The sequence below is a fragment of the Bacillus sp. A1 genome (assembly GCF_042296235.1).
Taxonomy (GTDB): Bacteria; Bacillota; Bacilli; order Bacillales; family Bacillaceae; genus Bacillus; species Bacillus velezensis.
The window spans coordinates 660140-684179 of sequence record NZ_CP141181.1; the positions used below are offsets into that span (position 1 = coordinate 660140).

23 protein-coding genes and 2 riboswitches are annotated in these 24040 nt (G+C 47.5%); of the genes, 22 read left to right on the forward strand and 1 reads right to left on the reverse strand.

The features are described from left to right. Positions 1-55: 55 nt before the first annotated feature. The 21 genes from U2H13_RS03465 (at position 56) to purD (ending at position 21779) form a co-directional block, all read left to right on the forward strand. Positions 56-1255, forward strand: a complete 1200-nt coding sequence (locus tag U2H13_RS03465; RefSeq protein WP_376700673.1) for a pyridoxal phosphate-dependent aminotransferase — start codon at positions 56-58, stop codon at positions 1253-1255. Between the two features lie 64 nt (positions 1256-1319). Continuing rightward, positions 1320-2552, forward strand: coding sequence for an MDR family MFS transporter (locus U2H13_RS03470; protein WP_376700674.1), 1233 nt, complete (start codon positions 1320-1322; stop codon positions 2550-2552). Positions 2553-2869: 317 nt separating this feature from the next. After that, positions 2870-3403, forward strand: coding sequence for a sigma-70 family RNA polymerase sigma factor (locus U2H13_RS03475; protein WP_021495186.1), 534 nt, complete (start codon positions 2870-2872; stop codon positions 3401-3403). Beyond that, the gene (locus tag U2H13_RS03480) at positions 3385-4827 is read left to right on the forward strand and encodes a DUF4179 domain-containing protein (protein ID WP_121984685.1); all 1443 of its coding nucleotides are present in this window, start codon (positions 3385-3387) and stop codon (positions 4825-4827) included. The genes U2H13_RS03475 and U2H13_RS03480 overlap by 19 nt, the downstream gene beginning before the upstream one ends. Before the next feature lie 123 nt (positions 4828-4950). Next, positions 4951-5052, forward strand: a riboswitch (purine riboswitch). Positions 5053-5183: 131 nt separating this feature from the next. Further along, positions 5184-6506, forward strand: a complete 1323-nt coding sequence (locus tag U2H13_RS03485; RefSeq protein ID WP_007408891.1) for an NCS2 family permease — start codon at positions 5184-5186, stop codon at positions 6504-6506. Positions 6507-6703: 197 nt separating this feature from the next. Next, positions 6704-7486: a hypothetical protein gene (locus U2H13_RS03490; protein WP_014417096.1), complete on the forward strand. Its 783-nt coding sequence runs from the start codon at positions 6704-6706 to the stop codon at positions 7484-7486. Between the two features lie 138 nt (positions 7487-7624). Beyond that, positions 7625-7798 carry a Fur-regulated basic protein FbpA gene (locus U2H13_RS03495; RefSeq protein ID WP_003155777.1) on the forward strand — a complete coding sequence of 58 codons (174 nt, stop codon included), beginning with the start codon at positions 7625-7627 and terminating at the stop codon, positions 7796-7798. 122 nt (positions 7799-7920) lie between these two features. Next, positions 7921-8475: a DUF2179 domain-containing protein gene (locus U2H13_RS03500; protein WP_014469850.1), complete on the forward strand. Its 555-nt coding sequence runs from the start codon at positions 7921-7923 to the stop codon at positions 8473-8475. Continuing rightward, positions 8472-8669, forward strand: a complete 198-nt coding sequence (locus U2H13_RS03505) for an NETI motif-containing protein (protein WP_007609843.1) — start codon at positions 8472-8474, stop codon at positions 8667-8669. The genes U2H13_RS03500 and U2H13_RS03505 overlap by 4 nt, the downstream gene beginning before the upstream one ends. A 78-nt stretch (positions 8670-8747) precedes the next feature. Further along, a riboswitch (purine riboswitch) is annotated at positions 8748-8849 on the forward strand. A 132-nt stretch (positions 8850-8981) separates the two neighbouring features. Next, entirely contained in the window at positions 8982-9470 is a 489-nt protein-coding gene (gene purE, locus U2H13_RS03510) for a 5-(carboxyamino)imidazole ribonucleotide mutase (RefSeq protein ID WP_003155768.1), read from the forward strand. Beyond that, positions 9424-10605, forward strand: a complete 1182-nt coding sequence (gene purK, locus U2H13_RS03515; RefSeq protein ID WP_121984686.1) for a 5-(carboxyamino)imidazole ribonucleotide synthase — start codon at positions 9424-9426, stop codon at positions 10603-10605. Before purE ends, purK begins: the two co-directional genes overlap by 47 nt. Next, positions 10605-11897, forward strand: coding sequence for an adenylosuccinate lyase (purB, locus tag U2H13_RS03520; RefSeq protein ID WP_121984687.1), 1293 nt, complete (start codon positions 10605-10607; stop codon positions 11895-11897). Before purK ends, purB begins: the two co-directional genes overlap by 1 nt. A gap of 75 nt (positions 11898-11972) precedes the next feature. After that, positions 11973-12692 (forward strand): phosphoribosylaminoimidazolesuccinocarboxamide synthase, encoded by a 720-nt coding sequence (purC, locus tag U2H13_RS03525; RefSeq protein WP_014417101.1) that lies wholly within the window; start codon positions 11973-11975, stop codon positions 12690-12692. Further along, the gene (gene purS / locus U2H13_RS03530) at positions 12692-12946 is read left to right on the forward strand and encodes a phosphoribosylformylglycinamidine synthase subunit PurS (RefSeq protein WP_014417102.1); all 255 of its coding nucleotides are present in this window, start codon (positions 12692-12694) and stop codon (positions 12944-12946) included. The genes purC and purS overlap by 1 nt, the downstream gene beginning before the upstream one ends. Beyond that, positions 12943-13626, forward strand: coding sequence for a phosphoribosylformylglycinamidine synthase subunit PurQ (purQ, locus tag U2H13_RS03535; protein WP_014417103.1), 684 nt, complete (start codon positions 12943-12945; stop codon positions 13624-13626). Before purS ends, purQ begins: the two co-directional genes overlap by 4 nt. Beyond that, the gene (purL, locus tag U2H13_RS03540) at positions 13610-15838 is read left to right on the forward strand and encodes a phosphoribosylformylglycinamidine synthase subunit PurL (protein ID WP_121984688.1); all 2229 of its coding nucleotides are present in this window, start codon (positions 13610-13612) and stop codon (positions 15836-15838) included. Before purQ ends, purL begins: the two co-directional genes overlap by 17 nt. Next, positions 15814-17244, forward strand: coding sequence for an amidophosphoribosyltransferase (gene purF, locus U2H13_RS03545; protein ID WP_014417105.1), 1431 nt, complete (start codon positions 15814-15816; stop codon positions 17242-17244). The genes purL and purF overlap by 25 nt, the downstream gene beginning before the upstream one ends. Positions 17245-17335: 91 nt before the next feature. Further along, positions 17336-18376: a phosphoribosylformylglycinamidine cyclo-ligase gene (gene purM, locus U2H13_RS03550; RefSeq protein ID WP_014417106.1), complete on the forward strand. Its 1041-nt coding sequence runs from the start codon at positions 17336-17338 to the stop codon at positions 18374-18376. Beyond that, positions 18373-18960 (forward strand): phosphoribosylglycinamide formyltransferase, encoded by a 588-nt coding sequence (purN, locus tag U2H13_RS03555; protein WP_021495180.1) that lies wholly within the window; start codon positions 18373-18375, stop codon positions 18958-18960. Before purM ends, purN begins: the two co-directional genes overlap by 4 nt. After that, positions 18957-20495: a bifunctional phosphoribosylaminoimidazolecarboxamide formyltransferase/IMP cyclohydrolase gene (gene purH, locus U2H13_RS03560; RefSeq protein WP_094296460.1), complete on the forward strand. Its 1539-nt coding sequence runs from the start codon at positions 18957-18959 to the stop codon at positions 20493-20495. The genes purN and purH overlap by 4 nt, the downstream gene beginning before the upstream one ends. Positions 20496-20510: 15 nt before the next feature. Beyond that, positions 20511-21779, forward strand: a complete 1269-nt coding sequence (purD, locus tag U2H13_RS03565; RefSeq protein WP_094296461.1) for a phosphoribosylamine--glycine ligase — start codon at positions 20511-20513, stop codon at positions 21777-21779. A gap of 156 nt (positions 21780-21935) precedes the next feature. On the opposite strand, the gene U2H13_RS03570 is transcribed toward purD, so the two are convergent. Continuing rightward, positions 21936-22166: a DUF2892 domain-containing protein gene (locus U2H13_RS03570; RefSeq protein WP_032872536.1), complete on the reverse strand. Its 231-nt coding sequence runs from the start codon at positions 22164-22166 to the stop codon at positions 21936-21938. 121 nt (positions 22167-22287) lie between these two features. On the opposite strand from U2H13_RS03570, the gene U2H13_RS03575 reads away from it, so the two are divergent. After that, a complete protein-coding gene (locus U2H13_RS03575; protein ID WP_285002110.1) occupies positions 22288-24030 on the forward strand; it encodes an adenine deaminase in 1743 nt (580 codons plus the stop codon). The last annotated feature ends 10 nt before the right edge of the window (positions 24031-24040 follow it).

Here is a 24040-nt window from a genome sequence, read left to right on the forward strand (position 1 = left end):
TTTTTGTATCGTGCTATTTTAAGAATGGCCCATAAAGACATTGGAGGCGTTTGAATTGAATAAAAGATTATCCGATAGAGTCATGAATATAAAACCTTCGGCCACTATGTCATTAAATGCCAAAACGAAGATAATGGTAAAAGAAGGAAAAGACATTATAAATATGAGTGTCGGAGAACCGGATCTTCATCCGCCATTAACAGCCTCATATGCAGGAATTCAGGCAATAGTGAAGGGGAAAACCGGGTATACGCCGGCAGCAGGGCTGATTGAATTAAGAGAATCCATTGTGCGATATCTGCTTAACGAACGAGGTTTAGAATATAAACCAAACCAAATAATTGCATCTGCCGGGGGAAAACAGCCGCTATATAATGTTTTTCAAGCAATTTGTGATCAAGACGACGAAGTTATCCTCCCTTCACCTTACTGGGTATCTTATCCGGAACAAATCAAACTGTCGGGGGCGGTTCCTGTTATTGTAAGCTGTGATGAAACTACAAATTTTAAAATCACACCCGAGAAGCTTGCAGAAGTAATTACCCCTAAGACAAAAGCTGTTGTTATCACATCTCCCAATAATCCGACAGGGTCCGTTTATTCAGAAAATGAACTGAAAGCTTTAGGAAATGTGTTGAAAGATTATTCTGGAATTTTTATCATTTCCGATGAGATTTATGATCAGTTTGTGTATGAGGGCAAGCATATCAGTCTGCCGCTCATTTTTCCCGAATTGCTGAATCGGACCATCATAACGAATGGATTTTCCAAAGTCTTTGCAATGACTGGATGGAGGCTCGGCTATATCGCAGCCCCATCGGATATAGCCGAAGCCATTGCCAGCTTTCAAAGCCATGCTACAGGCAGCCCGTCAACTATTTCTCAATATGCCGGTATTTCTGCTTTAAACGGTTTTGACAAGTCGATGGTCGAAGAATACAAAAAAAGACGCGATATATTAGTCGATGGTTTAAATCAAATTGAAGGCATTCAATGCGCCAAACCAAATGGAGCCTTTTATGCGTTTCCGAATGTTTCACAATTTTTCGGAACAATGTTTGAAGATCAACAAATAATTGATGCGGAGACATTTTGTCATCTTCTGTTGGAAAAACAGCACGTGTCAGCTGTTCCCGGCACAGCATTCGGAGAGCCGAAAAACATTCGTTTGAATTTTGCCATCCCAAAGGATCTTATCACAGAGGCTTTGAAAAGAATTAATAATTTTACAACTCAGCTGGCAGTTAAGGTATAACAGAGCGCTGAAAGCTTAAACGAGCCTCTTTATATCTGCATCTAATGTTTAGGCAGGTGGTTTTTTGAAAGGCATACGATTAAGAATTCACCCTGTGGGCTGGAATATCATTTTAGGCACCTTGTTTAGCAGAATGTCAGTCTCGATGAGCATTCCCTTCCTTTCTATTTACCTAACACAAGTAAAAGGTGTTTCTCCTGCTTTGACCGGCATCATTGTTTCAGTAAGTTCGCTGGCTGGGATTGTAATGAGCTTTTACGGAGGGTATTTGTCTGATCTTTTTGGCAGGAAAATTGTGATGATAACGTCTGTATTTTGTTGGGCGCTTGTTTTTGTAAGTTTTATGTTTGCAGATAGTGTACTCGCATTTTTTGTCATCAATGCGCTTAACGGGCTGTGTCAATCTATCTTTGAACCGGCGTCAAGAGCATTACTATCCGATATAAGCAAAGAAGAAAATCGTTTGAAGATGTTTAATTTGCGGTATACTGCGATTAATATCGGCGTAGTTTTCGGTCCTCTTTTAGGCCTTAGATTGGGAGCTGCCAAGACGGCTCTCCCATTTCTGTTCGCAGGTTTTACATATTTTCTTTATGGTCTATCTCTCGTATTTTCATTCCGAAAATTTAAATTAGACGAGAACAATCGAAAAGAAAATAAAACGACTATTGCTACGGCTTTTAATGTGACAAGGAAAGACAAGGTTTTTCTTATCACATTACTTGGAGTGATATTATCAATATCCGGATATGCGCACTTTTCTACAACATTGCCCCAATATTTTGCCGTCAAAATAGAGGACGGGGTGACCATATTTTCATGGCTTTTAGCTTTGAATGCAATTGTCGTCTTAATCGTTCAATACCCTATTGTGAATATCATGAAAAAGTTCCCGCCGATTCATTCAATCATTCTGGGAAATGCTTTAATTAGTTTCAGTTTATTATTTTTTTCGCTATCGTCCAACCCATTCATATGGGGCTCTATCGTCGTGTTTTTCACAATAGGGGAAGTTTTGATTTTTTCGATGGTTGATATGCTGGTGGATGAAATTGCAAAACCAGGCTTCAAAGGGACATACTTTGGAGCAGCAGGCTTTAACCGTTTAGGAAATGTAATCGGTCCTTGGCTGGGAGGGATTCTTCTTTCCTTTTTTGGTGTAAACGGGTCCTTCTATATGTTTTTGATCATTTTTATAACGACAGCCTCGGGAATTCCGGTTTTATTTTTGGCAAAAAAACATCTTGATAAGAGCGGACATTCAAAAGTTGATGTAACAGAATCTCATAGGAGTTAAATGTTTTAACACAATGAAGAATTAATGGCAAAGTCTTTGAACCTCAAAGGTTTAAAGGCTTTTTTCTTTTCAGCAGCGACCCATCAGAATGGGAAACAAGAGTGTTTATATTTTTGGGGAGAGGAATACAGACTGAACGGCGAACAAAGAAGGTATTAATCTAAGGGACTGACCCCATAAGATGAGACAAATAAAAAACACCTTCAAGTTTGAAAACGGATCGTTGTTATCCGAAATTAGACTTTGAGGCGTTTTTTTTCATCTTTTTGAAACCGTTTTGCCCTGATTCATATCTAACAGCATAGGAGGTGGATAAGGTGAAGGAAGAACGATTGATCAAAAAGGCGAAAAAAGGTGATGCCGCAGCCTTTGAAAAACTGATCACAGCACACCAGGATACTTTATATAAAACAGCTTATCTCTATTTGCATCACAAGGAAGATACGCTGGACGCTGTTCAGGAAACGGCTTACAAGGCTTTTCTTCATATCGCGCAGCTGAAGGAGCCGAAATATTTTAAAACGTGGCTGATCCGGATTTTGCTTCATACGATTTTTGCGATGAGGAAAAAGCACGGAGACGTCATCCCGTTTGAGCCGCAGCATGATACGCGCGCGGAGAATAAGAACATTGAAGAATACATAGATCTTCGGAATGCCCTGGAAACGCTTGACGAACATATACAGCTGACCATTCAGCTTTATTATTTTCAAGATTTCTCGATTGCTATGATCGCTGAACAGACCGGTATGGCGGAAGGCACTGTAAAAACGCATCTGCACAGGGCGAGAAAAGCATTGAAGCAGGAGCTGGAAAAGGAGGATAAACATATATGGAAAAGCATCAAATGAAGCAATTGTATCAGGACATTGACGTGCCGAAAGCTGAATTGAAAAATGTGATACACAGCGCCGCTGTCCGTGCCGGAAAAGAAGGCGCCGTCAGACGGAGATGGGGAAGAAAACTGATAAACGGACTCGCGGTTGCTGCTGCTTTGTTTATTCTGTATCTGTCCTCAGGCTTATTCATGCCCTCCGTTAATACGGCTATGGGAAACATTCCTGTTGCCGGACAAATTTACAGTCTGTTTCAGGATAAGGCAGGTTCTGCGCTGTTTAAAAGCAATTTGGTGACAAAACTGAATGAGAAAGCGGAATCACGCGGAATCACGGTGACAGTGAAAAGTGTGTATTACGACAGCGGACAGCTCGTTTACAATTTTACCGTTGACAATTTGAAATCAGATGAGGAGAGCATCTCTTTTCAAGTTGATTATAAAGATCCATGGAATATGTTAGCAGAGGATTATGACAACAGTGATATGAAAAAAATGAAAGACGGGCAGTACGCGGGACAGCTTCGCCTGTTCACGGACGGCTCAAAGCTGAAAGACGGTGATAAGCTTCCGCTTGTCATTACAAAAATCAAGGACATCCCGGGAAACTGGCGCTTTACACTCCCTATTAAAAAACAAAAGTCCGTTTCTCTGGAAGGAACGAAAGCTGTGAATGTAAATCACGGATTATACCGCTTTTTCGATATCCGTGCGGAAAACGGAACGACGGGATCGGCTCTCCTGTATTCTATCGACTTCTATGATGCAGCCAAAAATGATGCCATCTCGATTTACGAGGCAACGGATGATGCCGGAAACCATTATGAAATGACGGCGTCGAATATTGAACTTGGCGGCAGAAAGAATCTTCCCGGCGGCGGGAAAAGAATACGCGGCCAAACTCAATTCAGCAAACCGATAGACCCGAAAGCGAAAACACTTTTCATAACGGGCGATATAAAAACAGAATCAGAGCCGGGAGAAATCGTGCCTCTGAAAACAAAACTGCCCGTCAGTTATAAAACGAAACATCATCATGTCGGCATTACCATCAAAAAGATCAAACAGCAAGGCAGAACGGTAATCGTCGATTATCAATTCACCGGAATCAATTACAGCAAGGCGGATGAAGATCAGCTGATCAATGTCGGTGAGTCAATCGGTCTCGGCAATACGAAAAAAATGAAAACCTGGCCATCGCTTAATGAGTATGAAAAAGGCTATTATCTGAAAGGGAATAAGGCGAAAGTCACGAACCTTAAAACGGGTGAAATGGAATCCGTTTTTGAATTAGATGATTCAACCGATAAAGACTATTCGTTGCGCGATTTCTCATTCGATTCATACGCTTTGTACGTCAATCAAACGGTTATGAACTTGCTGGCGGATGATAAGGGGATCACATTCGCGGTGCCGATTCGGCCTGCGGACGGAAAATGATGTCTGGAAGGCGGCTTTTGCCGTCTTCCATTTTTGGTCAATTAACGAATAAACCAAATTTTTTTACCGGGATTGTTCGTTTTTTTTATTGAGTTTTCAAAATTGAATTGATACAATAGACTCAGAAATCAAATATGCAGATATCGTATAATGGCGGGGATATGGCCCGCAAGTTTCTACCAAGCTACCGTAAATGGCTTGACTACGGATCAATCTCAATCGTTTGATATAAATAATCCATTCTTATTTATTCAGACTGAACGTATGTAGTCAAGCGTCCCAAATGTATTTGGGGCGTTTTTTATTTGGCGGATAACGGGCAGAATAAATGGGAGAGAATGAAGGAGGCAATTGGCTTGAAGCAATTTTTTCAGTTTGATGAGCTGGGGACAAGCTATCGCAATGAAATCATCGGCGGTTTAACGACCTTTTTGTCAATGGCGTACATTCTGTTCGTCAATCCGCTGACATTGTCTTTAAACGGTGTGAAGGGATTTCCGGAAGCATTAAAAATTGATCAGGGCGCGGTGTTCACCGCTACAGCCTTGGCGTCTGCGGCCGGCTGTATTTTAATGGGGCTCATTGCAAAGTATCCGATCGCGATTGCGCCGGGTATGGGATTAAATGCGTTTTTTGCTTTCTCTGTCGTCCTCGGCATGGGGATTTCATGGCAGGCTGCGCTTTCCGGCGTCTTGATTTCCGGAATTATCTTCGTGGCGCTTTCGCTGACGGGACTGCGGGAAAAAATCATTAATGCGATTCCGCCTGAGCTGAAATTGGCGGTCGGCGCGGGTATCGGTTTGTTTATCACATTTGTCGGTTTGCAGGGTTCGGGCATTATTGAAGCGAACTCATCGACTCTGGTGTCTATCGGCAATATTCACAGCGGCCCTGTGCTTCTGACGGTTTTCGGTGTTATTGTGACTGTCATTCTGATGGTGCTTCGCGTAAACGGCGGCGTATTTATCGGAATGCTTCTGACGGCGGTTGCCGGCATGGTCTGCGGGCTGATTCCGGTTCCGACGCACATTGTCGGCAGCGTGCCGAGTCTTGCGCCGACTTTCGGACAGGCGTGGATGCATCTTCCGGATATCTTCTCCGTACAAATGCTGATTGTCATTTTAACTTTCTTGTTCGTCGGGTTTTTCGATACGGCCGGAACGCTGGTGGCTGTAGCGACACAGGCCGGGCTGATGAAGGAAAACAAACTTCCGCGTGCGGGAAGAGCGCTTCTGGCGGATTCGACATCAATCGTTATCGGAGCCGTACTCGGTACGTCTACAACGACTTCTTATGTTGAATCCAGCTCAGGCGTTGCGGCGGGGGCGCGCTCCGGCTTCGCGGCTGTTGTGACGGGCATTCTCTTTTTGCTGGCGATGTTTTTCTCGCCGCTTCTGTCAGTTGTCACCACGAATGTGACGGCTCCGGCTTTAATTATTGTCGGCGCGCTGATGGTGGCGCCGCTCGGTAAGATCGCCTGGGATAAATTCGAGGTGGCTGTGCCGGCATTCTTAACGATGATTATGATGCCGCTGACGTACAGCATTGCGACGGGGATTGCGATCGGTTTTATATTCTACCCGATTACAATGATCTGCAAAGGAAAAGGAAAAAGCGTTCACCCGATTATGTACGGGCTGTTCGTCATCTTTATCCTGTATTTCATCTTCTTGAAATAACGGAAAAACCGGCTGAGTTCAGCCGGTTTTTTGTTTTTGTCCTATTCCGTAAAACCAATACATACTATAAAACGTCATGTGGGTGTCCGGGTGAAGAAAACCGCTTGACTGTTTAAGGACGCTTCGGTACCTTATATAAGTGTTTTATTTTCTTGTTTAACAAATTCCGCCGTATTTTTTTGATAGGAGTTGCTGACATGACGGAAGAAAGAAAAGAAACGTTGGAAGAAGAAAAACAGCATCAGGGGACTGATGAAGAACCGCTGTCGAGAATGTCCAGAAATGCGGGACGTTATCAAAAGCAAAAGAAAAAAGTAAAGGAACGGCGCCCGGCTCCGGCTTTTACGGAAAAACTCGCTTCTGCATGGGCCGCGGTCAAACGTTATTGCCGTTTCGCGCTGCGCATTTTGACATCACCGGTGAAGGTCGTTGGGGAAGACGGCTTTTCCCGCTTTAAATATGCTCTTATTTCAATGCTTGTATTCAGTATCTTTTTCTCAATCGGAAATTGGTTTCAGCTGAGGGCAAGCCAGCAAAGGCCTCTCGGATACGGGGAGCGGCATCATACGTTTTTTGACGGCTTTACTGTCGTTCTCGTGTATACGCTCGTCTTTTTTGCCGCTGCGGCCGGCGCGGTCTGGCTTGTATCACGTTATATGATGAAACAGAAAATTACGATGCGGGATGCGGCCGCGGGGGTCGGATCGCTTTTGGTTCCGGCTGTCGCCTGCTCTATCGTGTGGATGATTTTCGCGATATTGAATCTGCCGGTCGTCACCGTGGTGTTTACGGCGCTGACCTTGTTTCTGGCCGCCTCGGCGATGGTGCAGTTTGTGCAGATTCTATACAAATCGGCTGAAAAGCCTGCGGCTGACGTGATGTACTGTATTTCCGCGGCGGTCATCATCATGCTCGTTTTTACGGCTGTGACATGGCCGCTCATTTCCGAGTACTTTACTGCTTCGCTGATCCCTTTATAAGTCGAAATTTGTCTTTCACAATGTTTACAAATTTTTCTAATAAAGCGTATTGTTTTGAGGACCCGGCCGAGATATGATGAGAGCAACAGCAATTCGAAAGCGGCACTACTCTTTATGATTCGGAAAGGGATGATGAAGATGGCCCCGTTGTTGCGAGAAGCCATTAATCGGAAAAAGCAGCACCTGAGGACAAAGCTGATCCGCTCAGGGTTTTATCAAGACCATGTTCAGGAACTGTCCGGGTACACGCTGAGTGAACTTGAGAAGGAATATGAAGCCGTCAAACGATTGAAAAAAGCCGAGCTTCACTGATAAGAGCTTAACAGTCTGCCTTGCGGGGCGGGCTTTTTTTTCTTTTGAAAATGATGAAAAGAGGGTAAACTATCCTTAATTGAAGGATTGATGCTTTTCAAAGTATCAGAGGAGGGGAATCAGTGATGCAGACGATTTTATCCAACAGTATAGGTATGGTTCTCATTATTCTCATCATTAACATTATATATGTCTCTTTCTTTACGATCAGGATGATTCTGACATTGAAGGGACAGCGCTATTTCGCCGCAGGCATCAGTACGATTGAAATCCTTGTGTATGTGACCGGCCTGAGTCTCGTGCTCGGCAATCTGAATCAAATTCAAAACGTCATTGCCTATGCGCTCGGCTACGGCCTCGGCGTCATAGTGGGAATGAAAATTGAAGAGAAACTGGCGCTCGGCTATATTACAGTCAACGTCATTACGAAGGAGCTCGATCTGGACCTGCCGAAACAGCTCCGGGAAAAAGGATACGGGGTTACAAGCTGGGTTGCGGGCGGACTTGAAGGAGACCGGACCGCCATGCAGATTCTGACGCCGCGCAAATATGAGCTTCAGCTTTATGATACGATTAAAACGCTTGATGAAAAAGCGTTTATTATCGCCTTTGAGCCGAAAACGATCCACGGCGGATTCTGGGTGAAAGCAGTGAAGAAGAGGAGAATTAAGGAATGACAAAGCCAAAAAAGAAACGGTTTGAAGTAACGGAAGATGAAACGATTGACACCATTCTCACTTTAATGAAGGAAGAGGGTTATATGCCCGTCCGGCGGATGGAAGAGCCGATCTTTACAGAAAAGAAAGAAAATGGATCAATTCAAGTCGTTCCTTGCGGGAAAAAAATCGTATTTGAAGGGAAATTGATCTAAACACGAACATTAAAAGAAAGAATTTTTATATCGTTCGATAATGTCGTTGACATTATCCAAGTCCGTTGTTAAGATAAACATGAAATCAAAACACGACCTCATATAATCTTGGGAATATGGCCCATAAGTTTCTACCCGGCTGCCGTAAACGGCCGGACTATGCAGGAAAGTGATAAACAGCTGACATGGATATCGCAGAAGCGAACGACTGACGATACGCGCGCCATGCCCGGTTTGTATTGCTTCCTCATAGTTGCAATATAAGCCGGGCTTTTTTTTCTGAAAAACAAAGCATGAGAAGGTGGGAACAGAATGCAGCCGCTAGCAGGAATCATCATGGGAAGCACCTCCGATTGGGAGACAATGAAACATGCATGCGACATACTTGACGAACTTCACATTCCTTATGAAAAACAGGTGGTATCCGCGCACCGGACGCCTGATTTGATGTTTGAATATGCAGAAAGCGCCAGAGACAGGGGCTTAAAAGTCATTATTGCCGGAGCCGGAGGAGCGGCGCATCTGCCGGGAATGACGGCGGCCAAAACGACGCTGCCGGTGATCGGCGTACCGGTTCAGACAAAATCGCTTAACGGGCTTGATTCTCTTCTGTCTATCGTACAGATGCCCGGCGGCGTGCCGGTCGCGACGACGGCGATCGGAAAAGCGGGCGCAGTGAACGCGGGTCTGTTAGCCGCGCAAATTTTGTCGGCATTTGACGGTGATATTGCGGATAAACTAGAGGCGAGAAGAAATGCGACAAAACAAACGGTGCTGGAAAGCAGTGATCAGCTTGTCTGATAAAAAAACGATTTATCCCGGCGCCGTCATCGGCATTATCGGAGGCGGACAGCTCGGAAAAATGATGGCTGTCGCCGCAAAACAGATGGGCTATAAAGTCGCTGTCGTCGATCCCGTGAAAGACTCGCCATGCGGACAGATCGCCGATATTGAGATTACCGCCCAGTACAATGACCGTGAAGCGATTCAAAAATTGGTCGGAGTCAGTGACATCATTACGTACGAATTTGAAAATATCGATTACGAGGCGCTCAACTGGCTCAAAGAACATGCATATCTTCCCCAGGGAAGCGAGCTGCTGCTCATCACCCAAAACAGGGAAACGGAAAAAAAGGCGATCCAGTCAGCAGGCTGTCAAGTCGCTCCTTATCGGATCGTAAACAGCAGACGGGAGCTTGAGGAAGCCGTTCAGTCACTGGGGCTCCCGGCGGTGCTGAAAACATGCCGCGGCGGATATGACGGCAAAGGCCAATTTGTCATTAAGGAAGAAGGACAGACAGATGAAGCGGCTGCGCTGTTAGAAAACGGCACGTGCATACTTGAAAGCTGGGTATCGTTCCGGATGGAGCTTTCCGTTATCGTGACGAGATCGGTGCACGGTGAGATTTCAACCTTTCCGGCTGCTGAAAATATCCACAAAAATAATATTCTGTTCCAAAGCATCGTGCCCGCGAGAGCGGAGGAAACGGTTCAGAAGCGGGCAGAGGCGCTTGCCGTTCAGCTCGCGGAGAAATTGGAACTTGTCGGGCCGCTTGCGGTGGAAATGTTCGTCACGGAAGACGGAGACCTTATGATTAATGAACTGGCGCCGCGTCCTCACAATTCAGGGCATTATACGCTCGACCTTTGTGAAACGAGCCAATTCGAACAGCACATCAGAGCGGTCTGCGGACTTCCTCTCGGCAGAACCGATCTTCTCAAACCGGGAATGATGGTGAATCTGCTCGGTGATGAAGTGAAGCTTGCGGAGGAGCATACGGAGCTTTTAAAGGAAGCCAAACTGTACCTGTACGGAAAACATGAGATTAAAAAAGGCCGCAAAATGGGGCATATGACATTTTTGCGGAAGCCTGATGAAACATGGATTCAGGACATCACGAACATATGGATGAATAGAGACGGAGGACGAGCATAATGATCGAACGTTATTCAAGACCTGAAATGTCCGCGATCTGGACGGACGAAAACAGATACCAGGCATGGCTGGAAGTCGAGATTTTAGCCTGTGAAGCCTGGGCTGAGCTTGGCGTCATTCCGAAAGAAGACGTCAAGGTCATGCGCGAAAACGCGTCTTTCGACATCAACCGCATTTTGGAAATCGAGCAGGATACGCGCCATGACGTCGTTGCATTCACCCGCGCGGTTTCAGAATCATTAGGCGAAGAAAGAAAATGGGTTCACTACGGCCTGACGTCAACAGATGTCGTGGATACCGCTCTTTCCTATCTATTAAAACAGGCGAATGAGATCTTGCTCAAGGACATTGAGAGATTTGTTGACATTATAAAAGAAAAAGCGAAAGAACATAAATACACGGTCATGATGGGCCGCACGCACGGCGTACACGCGGAACCGACGACATTCGGCCTGAAACTCGCGCTTTGGCATGAAGAAATGAAACGCAACCTTGAACGTTTCAAGCAGGCAAAAGAAGGGATCGAAGTCGGGAAGCTTTCCGGCGCGGTCGGCACATATGCAAATATTGATCCGTTCGTAGAGCAGTATGTCTGTGAAAAACTCGGCCTGAAAGCGGCGCCGATTTCCACTCAGACATTACAGCGCGACCGTCATGCGGATTACATGGCGGCACTGGCTTTGATCGCGACGAGCATTGAAAAATTCGCAGTGGAAATCCGCGGTCTGCAAAAGAGTGAAACACGTGAAGTGGAAGAGTTTTTTGCGAAAGGACAAAAAGGTTCATCGGCTATGCCTCATAAACGGAATCCGATCGGGTCGGAAAATATGACGGGCATGGCGCGCGTGATCCGCGGGTACATGCTGACGGCATACGAAAATGTTTCGTTATGGCATGAGCGTGATATTTCTCATTCATCAGCTGAGCGCATCATTCTTCCTGACGCGACAATCGCGCTGAATTACATGCTGAACCGATTCAGCAATATCGTCAAAAACTTAACGGTATTCCCGGAAAATATGAAACGCAACATGGACCGCACACTCGGTTTAATCTACTCTCAGCGCGTGCTGCTCGCTTTAATCGACACGGGTCTGCCTCGTGAAGAAGCATATGACACGGTTCAGCCGAAAGCGATGGAAGCGTGGGAAAAACAAGTGCCGTTCCGCCAGCTTGTCGAAGCGGAGGAAAAAATCACGTCCCGTCTCACACCGGAACAGATTGCCGATTGCTTTGACTACAATTATCATCTGAAAAACGTCGACTTGATCTTTGATCGTTTAGGTTTATAGAAGAAGCCAGCCGGAGGCGGCTTCTTCAGCCGCCATAGATTGAATATTCCCAACATTCGGGTTAGGAGGCCTTCCGTGAATATTGTGAACAATAATCTTCTTTATGAAGGAAAAGCGAAACGGATTTATCAAACTGAAGACGAACAGATTCTCCGCGTGGTCTACAAGGATTCCGCAACAGCCTTTAACGGTGAGAAAAAAGCGGAGATCAGCGGAAAGGGCCGTCTGAACAATGAAATTTCAAGCCTGATTTTCAAACATCTGCACGCCAAAGGAATTGACAACCACTTTGTGGAGCGTGTTTCAGAATCAGAGCAGCTTATCAAAAAAGTGAGCATCATTCCGCTTGAAGTCGTGGTCAGAAACATTGCCGCCGGAAGCATGTCGAAACGTCTCGGCATCCCGGAAGGAACTGAGCTTCCGCAGCCGATTATCGAATTTTACTATAAAGATGATGCACTCGGTGATCCGCTCATCACAGAAGATCATATCTGGCTCTTAAAAGCTGCGGCTCCTGAGCAGGTCAAAACGATCAAATCGATTACAAACCAGGTGAATCAAGAACTTCAGCATATTTTTGAAGACTGCGGCGTCAGATTAATAGATTTTAAGCTGGAATTCGGCTTAGACGCAGAGGGACGGGTGCTTTTAGCGGACGAAATTTCTCCTGACACGTGCCGTCTGTGGGACAAAGACACAAACGAAAAGCTCGATAAAGATTTGTTCAGACGGAACCTGGGAAGCTTAACCGACGCATATGAAGAGATTTTCAAAAGACTGGGAGGCATTTCATAATGTATAAAGTGAAAGTTTATGTCAGCTTAAAAGAAAGTGTGCTCGATCCTCAAGGAAGCGCGGTGCAGCATGCATTGCACAGCATGGCCTACAATGAAGTGCAGGATGTGCGCATCGGAAAATACATGGAGCTGACGATTGAAAAATCTGACCGCGATCTTGACGCGCTCGTGAAAGAAATGTGTGAAAAGCTCCTTGCCAATACAGTCATTGAAGACTACCGATATGAAGTTGAGGAGGTTGTCGCACAGTGAAATTTGCGGTGATTGTGTTACCCGGCTCCAACTGTGATATTGATATGTTCCACGCCGTAAAGGACGAACTCGGCGAAGAAGTCGAGTATGTCTGGCACGAGGAAACAAGCCTTGACGGATTTGACGGCGTGCTCATCCCCGGCGGGTTTTCATACGGCGACTACTTGAGATGCGGCGCCATCGCCAGATTCGCAAACATCATGCCGGCCGTGAAAAAAGCGGCTGCCGAAGGAAAACCGGTTCTCGGCGTCTGCAACGGATTCCAGATTCTGCAGGAGCTCGGACTTCTGCCCGGCGCGATGAGACGCAATAAAGATTTAAAGTTCATCTGCCGCCCGGTTGAACTAATCGTGCAGAACAGCGGCACGTTATTCACATCTTCCTATGAAAAAGGACAATCGATTACGATTCCGGTTGCCCACGGCGAAGGCAATTTCTACTGTGATGACGAAACGCTTGAAAGATTAAAAGAAAACGATCAAATCGCCTTCACATACGGCGGCGATATTAACGGAAGCGTCAGCGGCATTGCCGGCGTCGTGAATGAGAAAGGCAACGTATTAGGCATGATGCCTCACCCTGAGCGCGCAGTCGATGAACTGCTCGGCAGCGCAGACGGTCTTACATTGTTCCGGTCTATCGTGAAAAATTGGAGGGAAACTCATGTCGCTACTGCTTGAACCAAGTAAAGAACAAATAAAAGAAGAGAAACTCTATCAGCAAATGGGTGTCAGTGATGACGAGTTCGCACTCATTGAATCTATTATCGGAAGATTGCCGAACTACACGGAAATCGGGATTTTTTCCGTCATGTGGTCAGAGCACTGCAGCTATAAAAACTCAAAACCGGTTTTACGCAAATTCCCGACTAACGGCGAACGCGTGCTGCAGGGTCCCGGAGAAGGCGCGGGAATCGTTGACATCGGTGACAATCAGGCGGTCGTGTTCAAAATTGAATCTCATAACCATCCGTCAGCGATTGAGCCATACCAAGGTGCTGCGACGGGAGTGGGCGGCATCATCCGTGATGTTTTCTCAATGGGCGCCCGTCCGATAGCTGTATTAAACTCTCTTCGATTTGGTGAGCTCGCTTCACCTCGTGTGAAGTACTTGTTTGAAGAAGTAGTGGCGGGAATCGCGGGATACGGAAACTGTATCGGCATTCCGACGGTCGGCGGAGAAGTGCAGTTTGACGCAAGCTATGAGGGCAATCCGCTTGTCAATGCAATGTGCGTCGGCTTAATTGATCATAAAGATATTAAAAAGGGCCAGGCGAAAGGTGTCGGCAATACGGTCATGTACGTCGGCGCTAAAACGGGCCGCGACGGCATACACGGCGCTACTTTCGCATCAGAAGAAATGTCAGATTCATCTGAAGAAAAACGTTCCGCGGTGCAGGTCGGCGATCCTTTCATGGAAAAACTTCTCCTGGAAGCATGCCTTGAAGTCATCCAATGCGACGCCTTAGTCGGCATTCAGGATATGGGGGCGGCCGGTCTGACAAGTTCGAGTGCTGAAATGGCAAGCAAAGCCGGCTCCGGCATTGAAATGAACCTTGATCTCATTCCGCAGCGGGAAACAGGTATGACCGCTTACGAAATGATGCTTTCCGAGTCTCAGGAACGCATGCTTCTCGTCATTGAACGCGGACGTGAACAGGAAATTGTCGATATTTTTGATAAATATGATCTTGAAGCGGTTTCCGTAGGTCATGTTACGGATGATAAAATGCTCCGCCTCCGCCATAACGGAGAGGTTGTTTGCGAGCTTCCGGTCGACGCGCTGGCGGAAGAAGCGCCTGTATACCACAAGCCGTCAGCAGAACCCGCGTACTACCGCGAGTTTCAGGAAACGGAAGTTCCCGCGCCTGAAGTAAAAGATGCGACAGAGACGCTTTTTGCCCTGCTGCAGCAGCCGACAATCGCCAGCAAAGAGTGGGTGTACGATCAGTATGACTACATGGTGCGCACAAATACGGTGGTCGCTCCGGGCTCTGACGCGGGAGTGCTCAGAATCCGCGGCACGAAAAAAGCGCTGGCGATGACGACGGATTGCAACGCGCGTTATTTATATCTTGATCCAGAAGAAGGCGGGAAAATCGCCGTTGCCGAAGCGGCGCGCAACATCGTATGCTCCGGCGCCGAACCGCTTGCGGTCACGGATAATCTGAATTTCGGAAACCCGGAAAAACCTGAAATTTTCTGGCAGATCGAAAAAGCGGCCGACGGCATCAGCGAGGCGTGTAATGTTCTCAGCACTCCCGTCATCGGCGGTAACGTATCACTTTATAATGAATCGAACGGAACGGCGATCTACCCGACGCCTGTGATCGGCATGGTCGGCTTAATTGAAGATACCGCTCATATTACGACACAGCATTTCAAACAAGCGGGGGATCTTGTATACGTGATCGGCGAAACAAAACCTGAGTTTGCCGGAAGCGAACTGCAAAAAATGACAGAAGGCCGCATTTACGGCAAAGCGCCGCAAATCGATCTTGATGTAGAGCTGTCACGCCAAAAAGCATTGCTTGACGCGATTAAAAAAGGCTTCGTACAATCAGCGCATGATGTGTCTGAAGGCGGCTTAGGCGTAGCGGTTGCAGAAAGCGTCATGACGACGGAAAACCTTGGCGCGCACGTGACTGTAGAAGGGGAAGCGGCATTATTATTCTCTGAATCTCAATCACGCTTCGTCGTTTCGGTGAAAAAAGAACACCAAGCGGCGTTTGAAGCGGCTATGGCCGATGCGGTTCATATCGGCGAGGTAACGGCTGACGGACTTCTGGCGATTCAAAACCAGGACGGACAACAATTGGTTCACGCGCAAACGAAAGAACTTGAGCGCGCGTGGAAAGGAGCTATTCCATGCTTGCTGAAATCAAAGGCCTGAATGAAGAATGCGGTGTGTTTGGCATCTGGGGACATGAAGAAGCCCCGCAGATCACGTATTACGGCCTGCACAGCCTCCAGCACAGAGGACAGGAAGGCGCCGGCATCGTGGCGACTGACGGTGAAAAACTGACTGCGCATAAAGGACAGGGGCTTATTACCGAGGTTTTTCAAAACGGCGAACTGAGCAAAGTGAAGGGAAAAGGCGCGATCGGGCACGTCCGTTATGCGACGGCAGGCGGAGGCGGATATGAAAATGTCCAGCCGCTCCTGTTCCGTTCGCAAAACAACGGCAGCCTCGCGCTTGCCCATAACGGCAACTTGGTCAACGCCACACAGTTGAAGCAGCAGCTTGAAAACCAAGGGAGCATCTTTCAGACTTCCTCCGATACGGAAGTGCTGGCTCATCTGATTAAACGCAGCGGACACTTTTCGCTGAAGGATCAGATCAAAAATTCGCTGTCTATGCTGAAAGGCGCTTATGCCTTTTTAATCATGACTGAAACAGAAATGATCGTAGCGCTTGACCCGAACGGACTCAGACCGCTGTCAATCGGCATGATGGGTGACGCTTACGTCGTGGCATCAGAAACGTGCGCATTCGATGTGGTCGGCGCGACATACCTTCGCGAGGTAGAGCCGGGCGAAATGCTGATCATCAATGATGAAGGCATGAAATCAGAGCGTTTCTCCATGAATATCAACCGTTCCATCTGCAGCATGGAGTACATTTATTTCTCAAGACCTGACAGCAATATCGACGGCATTAACGTGCACAGCGCCCGGAAAAACCTCGGAAAAATGCTTGCCCAGGAGTCCGCGATTGAAGCGGATGTCGTCACAGGCGTGCCTGATTCCAGTATTTCTGCAGCCATCGGCTATGCCGAGGCAACGGGCATTCCGTACGAACTCGGTCTCATTAAAAACCGTTATGTCGGCAGAACGTTTATTCAGCCGTCCCAGGCTCTGCGCGAGCAAGGCGTCAGAATGAAGCTGTCCGCCGTCCGCGGTGTTGTTGAAGGAAAACGGGTCGTCATGGTTGATGATTCCATCGTGCGCGGGACGACAAGCCGCCGGATTGTCACAATGCTCAGAGAAGCGGGAGCGACAGAGGTGCACGTCAAGATCAGTTCACCGCCGATCGCTCATCCGTGCTTCTACGGCATCGACACATCAACCCATGAGGAGCTGATCGCTTCTTCTCATTCGGTGGAAGAAATCCGCCAGATCATCGGTGCTGACACGCTTTCTTTCTTAAGTGTAGACGGATTGTTAAAAGGAGTCGGCCGAAAATTTGAAGACACCAACTGCGGACAATGCCTCGCTTGTTTTACGGGCAAATATCCGACGGAAATTTATCAGGATACAGTGCTTCCTCACGTAAAAGAAGCGGTGCTGACAAAATAAAATCTGAAAATGACATAAAGGCAGCGGGAATTCAGGCTGCCTTTCTCTTTCTGCCTTTTAAGGAGAAACGAATTGACAAGGAGTGATAGGGATGTCTGATGCTTATAAAAATGCCGGAGTTGACATCGAAGCCGGATACGAAGCCGTCAAACGAATGAAAAAACACGTGGAGCGCACGAAAAGGCTCGGCGTTATGGGAAGCCTAGGCGGTTTTGGCGGAATGTTTGATCTGTCAGAGCTTCCGTATCAAAAGCCTGTTTTAATTTCCGGAACAGACGGTGTCGGCACCAAGCTGAAACTCGCATTTTCAATGGATAAGCATGACACGATCGGCGTCGATGCGGTCGCGATGTGTGTAAATGATGTGCTTGCCCAAGGAGCGGAGCCGCTGTTTTTCCTTGATTATTTGGCGGTCGGCAAGGCTGATCCGGTAAAAATTGAGCAGATCGTTCAGGGCGTGGCGGACGGATGCGAGCAGTCAGGATCAGCGCTTATCGGCGGTGAGACGGCGGAAATGCCGGGACTGTATACGGTTGATGAATACGATATTGCGGGCTTTTCAGTCGGCGTCGCGGAAAAAGACGAAATCGTCACCGGTGAACATATCGAAGAGGGGCATCTCTTAATCGGACTTACTTCAAGCGGCCTTCACAGCAACGGATTTTCCCTTGTGAGAAAAGTGCTTCTTGATGACGGCGGACTTGATTTGGATACTGTCTATGAACCGTTTGCGCGTCCTCTCGGAGAAGAATTGCTGGAACCGACGAGAATATATGTGAAGCCGGTGCTCAAGGCGGTGAAAAGCGGTAAGGTGGACGGCATGGCGCATGTGACAGGCGGAGGATTCATCGAGAACATCCCGCGGATGCTGCCGGACGGATTGAGTGCGGAAATTGATCACGGATCATGGCCGATCCCGCCGATTTTTCCGTTTCTGCAGGAGCACGGCAAGCTGAAAGAAGAAGAAATGTTCAATGTTTTTAATATGGGCATCGGTTTTGTCCTTGCCGTTAAAGAAGAAAACCTGACAGACGTCATCGACACGCTTGAAGCTCAGGGCGAGAAGGCTTATTTGATCGGCCGGGTCAAGCGGGGCGAAGGCATTTCTTTCGGCGGTGCGGCTCTTTCATGAAAAAGTTTGCGGTATTTGCTTCAGGAAACGGATCGAACTTCGAGGCCATTGCCAAACGCATGAGAGAAGAGAAGTGGGATGCGGAGCTCTCGCTTCTCGTGACGGATAAGCCTCAGGCAAAGGCGGTGGAAAGGGCGGAGGCTTTACACATTCCGTCATTCGCCTTTGAACCGTCATCTTTTGAAAACAAAGCGGCCTTTGAACGGGCCGTTATTGAACAGCTGTGCCTGCACGGGGCGGAATTAATCGTTCTCGCCGGTTATATGAGACTGATTGGAGATACGCTGCTTGAAGCATACGGGGGCCGCATTATTAATATACATCCCTCGCTTCTTCCGGCATTCCCCGGGATTGACGCTGTCGGACAGGCGTATCGGGCCGGTGTGAAAGTGGCGGGCATTACCGTTCATTACGTCGACGAAGGCATGGACACAGGACCGATTATCGCGCAAAAAGCATTCGAAATACAGGAAAACGATACGCTTGAAGACATAGAGCATACAATACACGAGCTTGAGCACAAATGGTATCCGAGCGTTGTGAAACAGCTGCTGGGACTAAATAACAGAGGTGAAAAGGCATGACAATCAAACGCGCACTAATCAGTGTTTCTGATAAAACAAATCTCGTACCTTTCGTAAAGGAACTGACAGAGCTCGGCGTCGAAGTCATTTCGACCGGAGGAACAAAAAAACTACTTCAGGAAAACGGTGTGGATGTCATCGGCATTTCAGAAGTGACCGGATTTCCTGAAATTATGGACGGACGGTTAAAAACGCTCCATCCTAATATTCACGGCGGCCTGCTTGCCGTAAGAGACAATGAAGAGCATATGGCGCAGATCAATGAGCACGGCATTGCACCGATTGACCTTGTGGTTGTCAACCTTTATCCGTTTAAAGAAACGATTTCAAAAGAAGATGTAACATACGATGAAGCGATAGAAAACATTGATATCGGCGGCCCCGGCATGCTGCGCGCCGCATCGAAAAACCATCAGGATGTGACGGTCATCACAGATCCGGCCGATTACAGCTCCGTGCTCAATGAGATGAAAGAACACGGCGGTGTTTCGCTTAAAAGAAAACGCGAGCTTGCGGCCAAAGTATTCCGCCATACCGCGGCATACGACGCATTAATCGCTGATTACTTAACACGCGAGGCCGGTGAGAAAGACCCTGAGCAATTCACCGTTACATTTGAGAAAAAACAATCGCTTCGCTACGGTGAAAACCCTCACCAAGAGGCTGTTTTCTACCAAAGCGCACTTCCTGTCTCCGGTTCCATCGCGGCGGCAAAACAGCTTCACGGCAAAGAGCTTTCTTACAACAATATTAAGGACGCGGATGCGGCCGTTCAAATCGTCCGGGAGTTTACAGAACCCGCAGCTGTTGCCGTTAAACATATGAATCCGTGCGGAGTCGGTACGGGAGCTTCAATTGAGGAAGCATTCAATAAAGCGTATGAAGCTGATAAAATCTCCATTTTCGGCGGCATCATCGCGCTGAACCGTGAAGTTGATCAGGCAACGGCTGAAGCCCTTCACGGCATCTTTTTAGAAATCATTATCGCCCCTTCTTTCAGTGAAGAAGCGCTGAACGTGCTGACGGCGAAGAAAAACCTTCGTCTTCTCACGCTTGACGTGACCGCATCAGGGAAGAAAGAAAAACAGCTGACATCCGTACAGGGCGGCCTTTTGATTCAAGATTTAGACGTCCATGGATTTGATGACGCCGACATCAGCATCCCGACAAAAAGAGAGCCGAACGAGCAGGAATGGGAAGATCTGAAGCTCGCCTGGAAAGTCGTCAAACACGTGAAATCCAACGCGATCGTTCTTGCAAAAGACCATATGACGGTCGGTGTGGGCGCAGGACAGATGAATCGAGTCGGTTCAGCTAAAATCGCCATTGAGCAGGCCGGAGAAAAAGCAAAAGGCAGCGCGCTCGGATCAGACGCGTTTTTCCCGATGCCGGATACAGTCGAAGAAGCCGCAAAAGCCGGTGTCACGGCGATTATTCAGCCCGGCGGATCGGTCCGCGATGAAGATTCGATTAAAAAAGCGGATGAATACGGGATCGCCATGGTATTCACCGGCATCAGACATTTCAAACATTAAGAGGGGGAACGAAGCGTGAATGTATTGATTATCGGAAAAGGCGGCAGAGAGCATACATTGGCTTGGAAAGCGGCGCAAAGCCCGCTTGTTGACACGGTGTACGCCGCGCCCGGAAATGACGGTATGGCAGACTGCGCGACGCTGGCCAACATTGAAGAAAGCGATCATGCCGCACTCATTGCGTTTGCGAAAGAACATCATGTCGGGCTGACGATTATCGGCCCTGAAGTTCCTCTGATTGAAGGAATAGCGGACGAGTTTGAAAAGGCCGGACTGCTTGTTTTCGGACCGTCTGAAAAAGCGGCAATCATTGAAGGAAGCAAACAGTTTGCCAAGGATTTAATGAAAAAATACGGCATTCCGACGGCGGAATATGAGACGTTTACTTCATTTGAAGAGGCGAAAGCATATGTGCAGCAAAAAGGCGCGCCGATTGTCATTAAAGCGGACGGGCTTGCCGCCGGAAAAGGTGTCACGGTCGCGATGACGGAAGAAGAAGCGATTGAATGCCTGCACGATTTTCTTGAAGATGAGAAATTCGGCGAGGCGAGCGCATCTGTGGTCATTGAAGAGTTCCTCGCCGGCGAAGAATTTTCTTTAATGGCGTTTGTAAAAGGGGAGACCGTCTATCCGATGGTAATCGCTCAAGATCATAAACGCGCCTTCGATGGAGACAAAGGGCCGAATACGGGCGGAATGGGCGCCTACTCACCGGTGCCGCACATTTCCGATGATATCGTCAGAAGCGCAGTCGAAACGATTGTGAAGCCGGCGGCAAAAGCAATGGTGAAAGAGGGACGCTCCTTCACGGGCGTGCTGTACGCGGGGCTGATTTTGACGGAAAACGGATCAAAAGTCATTGAATTCAACGCGCGCTTCGGAGATCCGGAAACACAGGTTGTCGTGCCGAGAATGGAATCTGACCTCATTCAGGTGCTCTTAGATCTTCTGCATGAGAAGGATGTTGACCTAAGGTGGAAGGATACCGCCGCCGTCAGCGTCGTACTGGCTTCCGAGGGCTATCCGGAAGGCTATGCGAAAGGCACGCCGATCGGCAGTTTGGCATCCGCTGAAGACGGGATCGCCGTTTTTCATGCCGGAACGAAAAAAGAAGGCGGTCAATTTGTCACAAACGGCGGCCGGGTCGCCAATGTCACCGCATTTGCTGAGACATTTGAAGCGGCGAGAGATAAAGTGTACAGCGCCGTTTCAGGGCTGACAAAACCCGGACTGTTTTACAGAAGCGATATCGGCGCCCGTGCGCTGAAAGCTTCTCAACGATAGAAAGCAGAACCCCGCAGCACCCGAGCTGCGGGGTTTTTTACGTAAGCTGAGGACGGCCTAGGTTATCGGCTTGCCAGTCATCGATGAAGGCGTATAGACGGATTCTTCTCAGACTCGCGGGACAGGAGAAATTAAATAACAAGCCGAAACGGCTTGTTATTTTTCTTGCTGATGGCTGTCATCCTGATTCATTCCGGTTTGGAACATATATGTCACCGGGCAGAAGCGGAGGATGCCGGACGCCGCTTTCATCGCGCCCATTATCATACAGAAGAGATGCATCTTGCACCAAGGTTTTCTCGTGTATTTCGCTGAAGCAGCAGACAAAATGGTGAGGCCGCAAGTGATACGCATAACGGCATTTAATAAACTGATATTCGGTTTCATCATTTCAGCTCCCTTAGAAAAAGTTTTTCATTCATCTTCAATAATTTGTAACGTTTTAGCCGTGCGATAATTGTGCGGATGTGATACGATGGGTCTAATATAAGCGAAGGAGAGTATGTGAATGTCCGAACGTACCTTTAACTGGAAAAATAAAGACATCAGATCACAGGCGGATGTTGTAGACTCAAAGCTGCTTCCAACGCTACTTTTACGGGATGCTCTCGTATTAAATCCTTTTTTAAAACAATGGCTGAAAAAGAACGTCTGGATTTACGGAGACCGAATTGTATATGTTGGTGATGAGCTTCCTGATGCAGCTGAGCACATTCATACCATAAATTGTGAAGGAAAATACATTGTGCCAGGTTACATTGAACCGCATACACATCCTTTTCAAATATATAATCCCCAAACGCTCGCTGAATATGTGTCTCAATTCGGAACAACGACGTTTGTTAATGATAACTTGTTTTTTCTTTTGCACAGCGGTAAAAAGAAAGCGCTTACTATATTGGAGGAACTGAAAAAACAGCCGGTGCAATATTTCTGGTGGTCCAGATATGATCTGCAGACTGAAGTGCTGAATGAGGATCAGCTTCTTTCTTTTGATGTCCGAAAGCAATGGATTGAGCACCCGGATGTCATTCAAGGCGGAGAATTGACCGGATGGCCGCGCCTCATGGACGGCGATGACCTGATGCTTCATTGCATGCAGGCGACAAAGAAACTGCGCAAGCGGATAGAAGGGCATTTTCCCGGAGCCTCTGAAAAAACACTGACGAAGATGAAACTGTTCGGAGCTGATTCCGACCACGAGGCGATGAATGGTGGCGAGGTAATGAGACGGCTTGAATTGGGCTACTATGTTTCGCTCAGACATTCATCCATCCGCCCTGATTTGAGAACGATTTTGCAGGATCTCCATCAAAAAGGCTTCCGGCATTATGATCATTTCTTTTACACGACGGATGGAGCGACGCCGCATTTTTATAAAGGCGGCATGACGAATGAATTAATCAAAATCGCTTTGGAGGAAGGGGTTCCGGCGATTGATGCCTACAATATGGCCTCCTTTAATATCGCGAAGTATTATCAGATGGACGACTTTCTCGGTGTGATCGGTCCGGGCCGGCTTGCTTCATTGAACATTCTCGATGACCCGATGAATCCTGACCCGGTCACGGTGATCTCCAAAGGTATCCTGGTGAGGGAAGACGGCCGAAATATGAATGCGTTTACAGAAACGAATTGGAAAAAGGGCGGTCTTGTCCCTCTTGAGCTTTCATATGATATGACGATGGATGATTTACAGTTTTCAATGCCGATGGGTGTGTCCATGCGCAACGCGGTCATTATGGAGCCGTATATGATTGCGATTGATAATTCTGTTGACCAGCTTTCTTTTGATCATGATGAATGCTATCTCACGCTTCTCGATAAGCATGGAAAATGGCGGGTTAATACAATGCTGAAAGGTTTTGCCGATCGGGTGCAGGGCTTTGTCAGTTCCTACACGACAACAGGAGATATTATCGCTGCCGGAAAAAATAAGGAAGATATCCTGCTCGCTTTCTCACGGATAAAAGAAATCGGCGGCGGAATCGTGCTTGCCGAAAACGGGAAGATTCTGCATGAGATTCCCCTCGCCTTAAACGGTTCTGCATCCGCGGAGAATTATGAAGAAGTGCTTGAGAAAGAGCAAAAACTGAGGACGCTGCTGGAGGAGCGGGGCTACCGATTCTGCGATCCGATCTATACGCTGCTCTTTTTGCAGAGCACACACCTGCCTTATATCCGCATTACGCCGAGAGGAATATTCGACGTGATGAAAAAAACTGTACTCTTTCCATCGATAATGCGTTAAAATATAAAAG

What these genes read in the sequence shown, in the direction of transcription:
- purS (WP_014417102.1), top strand. Translation starts at nt 12,692, where the DNA reads ATGTATAAAGTGAAAGTTTATGTCAGCTTAAAAGAAAGTGTGCTCGAT.
- purE (WP_003155768.1), top strand. Translation starts at nt 8,982, where the DNA reads ATGCAGCCGCTAGCAGGAATCATCATGGGAAGCACCTCCGATTGGGAG.
- U2H13_RS03480 (WP_121984685.1), top strand. Translation starts at nt 3,385, where the DNA reads ATGGAAAAGCATCAAATGAAGCAATTGTATCAGGACATTGACGTGCCG.
- U2H13_RS03570 (WP_032872536.1), bottom strand. Translation starts at nt 22,166, where the DNA reads ATGAAACCGAATATCAGTTTATTAAATGCCGTTATGCGTATCACTTGC.
- purM (WP_014417106.1), top strand. Translation starts at nt 17,336, where the DNA reads ATGTCTGATGCTTATAAAAATGCCGGAGTTGACATCGAAGCCGGATAC.
- purN (WP_021495180.1), top strand. Translation starts at nt 18,373, where the DNA reads ATGAAAAAGTTTGCGGTATTTGCTTCAGGAAACGGATCGAACTTCGAG.
- U2H13_RS03495 (WP_003155777.1), top strand. Translation starts at nt 7,625, where the DNA reads ATGGCCCCGTTGTTGCGAGAAGCCATTAATCGGAAAAAGCAGCACCTG.
- purL (WP_121984688.1), top strand. Translation starts at nt 13,610, where the DNA reads ATGTCGCTACTGCTTGAACCAAGTAAAGAACAAATAAAAGAAGAGAAA.
- purK (WP_121984686.1), top strand. Translation starts at nt 9,424, where the DNA reads ATGCGACAAAACAAACGGTGCTGGAAAGCAGTGATCAGCTTGTCTGAT.
- purH (WP_094296460.1), top strand. Translation starts at nt 18,957, where the DNA reads ATGACAATCAAACGCGCACTAATCAGTGTTTCTGATAAAACAAATCTC.
- U2H13_RS03505 (WP_007609843.1), top strand. Translation starts at nt 8,472, where the DNA reads ATGACAAAGCCAAAAAAGAAACGGTTTGAAGTAACGGAAGATGAAACG.
- purB (WP_121984687.1), top strand. Translation starts at nt 10,605, where the DNA reads ATGATCGAACGTTATTCAAGACCTGAAATGTCCGCGATCTGGACGGAC.
- U2H13_RS03575 (WP_285002110.1), top strand. Translation starts at nt 22,288, where the DNA reads ATGTCCGAACGTACCTTTAACTGGAAAAATAAAGACATCAGATCACAG.
- U2H13_RS03490 (WP_014417096.1), top strand. Translation starts at nt 6,704, where the DNA reads ATGACGGAAGAAAGAAAAGAAACGTTGGAAGAAGAAAAACAGCATCAG.
- purF (WP_014417105.1), top strand. Translation starts at nt 15,814, where the DNA reads ATGCTTGCTGAAATCAAAGGCCTGAATGAAGAATGCGGTGTGTTTGGC.